This window comes from Gilliamella sp. Fer1-1 (genome assembly GCF_001690825.1).
GTDB lineage: Bacteria > Pseudomonadota > Gammaproteobacteria > Enterobacterales > Orbaceae > Gilliamella > Gilliamella apicola_C.
Map to the genome: position 1 here is coordinate 1 of NZ_LZGX01000071.1, position 5,034 is coordinate 5,034.

The 5,034-nt window shown below is 31.9% G+C and carries 3 protein-coding genes and 2 pseudogenes; 2 read left to right on the plus strand and 3 right to left on the minus strand.

Annotation, left to right across the window (positions count from 1 at the left end):
• Positions 1-57: 57 nt before the first annotated feature.
• The gene (gene gntP, locus A9G28_RS08495) at positions 58-1,401 is read right to left on the minus strand and encodes a gluconate permease GntP (protein WP_065580387.1); all 1,344 of its coding nucleotides are present in this window, start codon (positions 1,399-1,401) and stop codon (positions 58-60) included.
• Positions 1,402-1,882: 481 nt separating this feature from the next.
• Between gntP and A9G28_RS08500 the strand changes: the two genes are divergently transcribed.
• A complete protein-coding gene (locus A9G28_RS08500) occupies positions 1,883-2,644 on the plus strand; it encodes an FCD domain-containing protein (RefSeq protein ID WP_065567630.1) in 762 nt (253 codons plus the stop codon).
• Between the two features lie 183 nt (positions 2,645-2,827).
• Here A9G28_RS08500 and A9G28_RS14175 read toward each other — a convergent pair.
• Together A9G28_RS14175 and A9G28_RS14180 are read right to left on the minus strand one after the other, a co-directional pair.
• Positions 2,828-2,983 (minus strand): annotated as a pseudogene (locus A9G28_RS14175) (MFS transporter); the annotation flags it as partial.
• 10 nt (positions 2,984-2,993) lie between these two features.
• Positions 2,994-3,167, minus strand: a pseudogene (locus A9G28_RS14180) (fructuronate reductase); the annotation flags it as partial.
• 578 nt (positions 3,168-3,745) lie between these two features.
• On the opposite strand from A9G28_RS14180, the gene uxuA reads away from it, so the two are divergent.
• Positions 3,746-4,927 carry a mannonate dehydratase gene (gene uxuA / locus A9G28_RS08510; RefSeq protein WP_065580389.1) on the plus strand — a complete coding sequence of 394 codons (1,182 nt, stop codon included), beginning with the start codon at positions 3,746-3,748 and terminating at the stop codon, positions 4,925-4,927.
• Positions 4,928-5,034 lie beyond the last annotated feature (107 nt).

Here is a 5,034-nt window from a genome sequence, read left to right on the forward strand (position 1 = left end):
AAAAATAAAAAGGTTAACAACAAAGCATGGTTATTAACCTTTTGAAAATAGTTACAATTAAGCAAAGATACTTATTATAAGCACAACAATTAACCCAATAATCGAATTAATTAGCTCTAATAGCCCCCATGTTTTTAAAGTATCTTTAATTGATAAATCAAAGTAGCCTTTGAATAGCCAGAAAGATGCATCATTAATGTGAGTTAATGTATTAGAGCCGGCAGCCGTTGCAAGCACAAGTAATGCAGGATTAACTCCATGCATAGTCCCTGTAGCAGAATCAATAACTGCTGCTCCGATAATTCCTGCAGCAGTCATTGCTGAGACAACACCTTGCCCTGTGGCTAAACGAATTAATATAGTAATTAACCATGCCATAATATAAGGAGATATACCTCCAGCTGACATTAATTGACCAATAGTATCACCAATACCTGTATCTATTATAATTTGTTTTAGTGCACCACCAGCACCAATAATTAATACAACCATTGCAATGCCTTTAACTGCATTATCAAAAGAACGCATAATCCATTCCATTGAATGATTAAGTTTTTTTCCAAATAATATAAATGCAGTAATCATGGCGATAAACATCGCAATTTGAGATGATCCGAGAAAATTGAGAATAGAATAGGTGATCGTTTTCTTATCTAACCATATATTTGCGATTGTTGTTGCAATCATAATATAAGCAGGAATCAAAGGAACAGAAATTGATGTAAAAAACGATGGAAGATTATTTTCATCTATGGGATTTTCAGATTGTAAAAATTCTGGTGTCGGTCTTTCTAAATTACCTAAAAATTTAGGAAGAATCAGACCTGCACAAATTACAGATGGAATAGCAACAATCAATCCATAAATATAAACCATTCCCATATCCGCACCATAGGCATCAACTAGTGCAACTGGTCCTGGTTGTGGTGGAAACAACGAATGAGCAGTAGTTGCCGCAGCGACACCTGGAATAGCCAATTTTAAAAATGGAATTTTAGCTTCTTTAGCTAAAGCAATTACTAATGGAGCCAATATGATAAATGCTGCTTCATAGAACATCGCTAGGCCAAATATAAGCCCCATGATAATAATAGCTAATTTTACATATTTTATGCCTAGCTGTTTTAATAGTGTTTGTGCAATTTGATGAGCAGCACCAGAATCAACCATTAATTTTCCAATAACAGCACCAAATACAACAATAATAGCAAGCTCACCAAGCGTATGCCCAAATCCTAACTTGATTGTTTTAAGAATGCTTAGTAAATCCATTTTAGCCATCAATCCTACAAATATTGCAGCTGCTAATAATGCAATCATTGAGTTGATTTTAAAACGAATATTTAAAAGTAACATTAATCCTATGCCAAGAATAACCCAAAGAATATTTAGAAACTCCATAAATCATAACCCCTATTTAAATTTTATTGTTATTGGTGAAACACTAATTTGACAAAAAATAATTATTAATAATTTACTTAGTACTAAATCTTATGATTGATAGGTAATATTTAGTAACTTAGTCTTTAAACTTTGTATTTTTAAAAAGATCTGAACCAAATTGAGGTAAAACTGAGATCACTAGTTCGCCGATATCTCTATGTAATTTTAAAGTTTAATGACAGTACTTATTTTATTGGTTAGACATATTTCCATTTATAAAATTAATTTGCACTATTGTTTGGATTAGATTGTGATCTGGATCACTATAATTGGTTTAGTTTGTGTCGTATTGATAATATAAATAATGTGTCGTTAATAGTTGGTATTCTAGTTTCATGACATAATTAACAATGAAAAATATTAAATATTCTGCTAAATGGGATAACTAGCGTATAATTTATTGCGCTAATTAATATAGTTACTAAAAAAGGGCAATAAAATGCAATCATCTAGTCGTCTTTATCAAGCAATTGGTAATGAGCTAAAGTTTTTGTTGAAAAATGGCACATATAAAATTGGCGATCGATTACCACCAGAAAGAGATATTGCTGAAACATTTAGTGTAAGTCGCACAGTAGTGCGTGAAGCATTAATCATGCTAGAACTTGAGAATTTGATTACAGTAAAAAAAGGATCTGGTGTTTATGTAATTGGTTTACCTGATGCAACATTATCTGAGCAGAATAAACAAATAGAAGAAAATGATTTTGGACCATTTGAATTATTACAAGCAAGGCAATTAATTGAGAGTAATATTGCAGCATTTGCAGCATCTCAAATAGTGAAAGCTGATGTAGTAAAGCTTAGAGCTATTTTGGAGCAAGAGCGACAAATTTTACAAAATAACATACTTGATGATTATAGTGCAGATGAAATGTTTCATATTACAATTGCAAAAGCAACGAAAAACGCTGTATTAGAAGATTTACTCAACGATCTATGGAAAAAACGGAATGCGAGTAAAATGTGGGATCAACTTCATAATCGTATTACCGATAATAGTTACAGAAAAAAATGGCTTGATGATCACGAAAAAATTTTGCAAGCATTGCAAGTTAAAGATGCAAAAGCAGCACGGCAAGCTATGTGGCAGCATTTAGAAAATGTTAAACAAACATTAATGACGGTGTCAGATAGTGAAGATCCTAATTTTGATGGCTATTTATTTGACTCTATTCCAGTTACCATTGTTAACCAATAGTAAATATCATTATAGTACGTAGATTTTCTTTTTAGACAGTTGACTAAAATTTAGAATTAAAAAGCATTAGCAAAAAAGCAATAAAAAATTGACAAAAACTGACAAATAAAGTCGAAAGCATTGTATTTGTCAGTTAAGAGTAATAAACGATCATTGATTGGCCTTTAATTAGGATATACTATGCTAACTTTTATTTTCTCTAATAAATGTCCATAAAACAACAGCGCCTATCACATCAAAAAAAGCTAACGCGATAAAAAATGGGCCATAACCAATAACACTTACAAAGGCTCCAATAAATAAATTAAAAATCATCTGTCCTGACCATGCATATGCACCTTGTCATACTATCACAAATTGCCCAGTCGCTTTTTCCTGTATTTAATAATCGATCTATAAACAAAGCTTGATGAGCTCGGTGAAAAGCACCAAAACCCAAATGAACAATTCTAGATGCTATCGCTTTCCTATCATATATTGGATGGTTTTTTATAAATTGAGGTAAAGTCGAAATTTTTAGCATATTTATATCACCATTTAGTTTTAAGTTTAATGACAGCATTTATTTATTGGCTAGACATATTTTCATTTATAAAATTAAATTCCACTACTATTTTGATGGAATTGTGATCAATACCACTATGTTGAGTTTATTTTTATTTAATATTGACAATAGAAATACTCTAATATTAATATTGGTGTGCCAATTTGATGGTGTGTTTAATAAGGTTAAAATATTAATATAGCCTGACTAAATGCCATAATTAATAATATTTAGAAATTAAGGGAGCATCTAGCTATCTACCTTTTACGAACCAAGCAGATTAAATACAAGTTACAAAAAGTGGTCTAATAACTGCAAGAAAATGTTATAAACATTACAAATAAAAGATGCAAAAGCTATACACCAGTTTTTGTGGCAATATGGAAAATATAAAAAACAAACAATAGCTATTTGAAATAGTGAAAAACTAAGCTTTGATGATTACTTATTTGATGCTATTTTAGCTTCATTGTTAGCTAGTAATAAATAAACATCTCAATATTGTTTTTGTATTTTTTCTTTAAATAAGTTAAGTAAAAATTACTGAGGAGATTTAAATGGAACAAACAATGCGTTGGTTTGGTCCAAGTGATCCAGTATCACTAGATGACATAAAACAATCAGGAGCAACTGGAATTGTAACAGCACTTCACCATATCCCAAATGGTGAAATTTGGACAATTGAAGAGATCGAAAAAAGAAAAAAAATCATTGAAAATAAAGGGCTTGTTTGGTCAGTGGTTGAAAGTATACCCGTTCATGAAGACATTAAAACTCATAGTGGTGACGTCGAAAAATATATTGCTAATTATCAACAATCTATTCGGAATTTAGCTACGTGTGGTATTGATACTGTTTGTTATAATTTTATGCCCGTTTTAGATTGGACCCGTACAGATCTTGCATACGAGTTACCTGATGGCTCAAAGGCCTTGCGTTTTGACCAAGTGGCATTTGCAGCATTCGATATCTATATACTACAAAGACCTAATGCAGAAAAAGATTACTCAAAAGAAGATACTGTTTTAGCTAAATCTTATTTTGAAAAAATGACTCAAGCCGATAAAGATAAACTTATTGCAAACATCATTGCCGGTTTACCTGGCGCAGAAGAAGGCTATTCACTTGATCAGTTTAGGGTGCATCTTGCAACTTATGATGGGATTGATAAAGTTAAGTTACGTGAAAATTATGCCCTTTTTTTAAAAGCTATTGTACCCGTTGCAGAAGAAGTTGGTATTGTCTTAACTGTTCACCCTGATGATCCCCCTCGCCCAATTTTAGGATTACCGCGAATAGTATCAACAATTGAAGATATGCAGTGGATAAAAGAAACTGTTGACAGCATACATAATGGTTTTTGTTTTTGCACAGGTTCTTATGGAGTTCGTAGTGATAATGATTTAGCAACAATGGCTGAAAAATTTGCTGACCGTGTTCATTTTATTCATTTACGAGCTACTGTTCGTGAAGATAACCCCCTATCTTTTCATGAAGGCGATCATTTAGCTGGTGACGTAGACATGTATTCGGTAATGAAGGCACTTATAACAGAAGAGCAACGTCGTAAAAAAGCGGGAATTAAACGATCTATTCCTGTTCGCCCAGATCACGGGCATCAAATGTTGGATGATCTGAAGAAAAAAACAAATCCTGGGTATTCAGCGATAGGTCGTTTACGTGGTTTAGCTGAAATTCGAGGTGTTGAGTATGCAATACTACGAACTTTTTTTAATTAATAAATGCGTAAATCCTAACAATTTCGATGCCCTTTTAAGGGCATTTTTTATTTTATATAAAAATAATAATTGATTTGAAAAATGAATAAGAGTTATTGATAATCTTC